Genomic DNA, 1,040 nt, shown 5'->3' on the forward strand with positions numbered 1-1,040 from the left:
ATGCAAAAACTGACTAATCAAAATCTTCACATTATTTTGTCGGAGCGCTTAAATGATACCGACTTTGTTCTTATTCTCAATGCATTAATCAAATTTTTGCGCCGAGGAGGCAAAAAACAGGCTTCCGAACGTTTTGATTTGATTTTATCTACTTTAAAACAAGACGATGCTCTATGTCGTCAATTCAGCCTGCGCTTCTATGCCTGGCTGTCCAAAGTTCACATCTATCCTGCGCTGATTAAGCTGGGTATTTTCTCGCGCCATAGTTTTACTCGGGAGATGGGCATACGGATTTATGAACGTTTCAGCCCGTCTTATAAAGATTTTTCCAATCTGCGCGAAGTATTTTTATATCTTTTTCATTCGAAAAACGATGATAAATGGTTGCAAACCCTGAGTTTGCGCCAATGGTTGAGCATGTATGAATTGTTGCAGAGCAAAGCTGATCCTGCTTTGCTTCAGACGGCCAGCCGACAGTTGGCAGATGCCCGTTTGCGAGCGGTGGAAATGCTGTCTATTTGGATTGCTTCCGAAGCGATTGAGCCGGATTTAATACGGATTGCTCCCCGTTTGTTGGAAGCGGATTCGGCATTTGTCGCTTTGCAACGTGAAATTGCAAAATTGGTAGAACACTATCGCCATAGCGAAGAAACTTATGACACGGCGCATTTGGAGGTTATGTTTGACCAGTGTGAAAATCAAATTGACTATTTGCGCCGTCGTGGTACCGGAGCAGGGTCTGGTTCGTCAGTAAAAGTTGCCCATTTGCTCGAACGCTTGCAACAAACCATAGACCGCCTGAAACTGTTGACCAATATTCAAATCGAAACCGGCAGCCGTACCCGCTTAACCATCAACCTGATGAATGCGATGATTTACGCGGCGGTAGAGCAATACAGCACCAGCCACTTGCGTAAAAGCAGTATCCGAATGCTGGCGCGCAGTATTACGGAAAACAAAAGCCATCATGGTGAGCATTACATTACGCGCAACCGTAGCGAATATTTCAAAATGTTTTATTCCGCAGCAGGCGGCGGCGT

Annotated in this window: 1 pseudogene; it reads left to right on the forward strand. The window is 44.8% G+C overall.

Annotated elements, in window-relative coordinates:
* Window positions 1-1,040 (forward strand): annotated as a pseudogene (locus ACTHS3_RS14420) (recombinase); the annotation flags it as partial.

The organism is Neisseria sp. P0009.S007 (genome assembly GCF_051962515.1).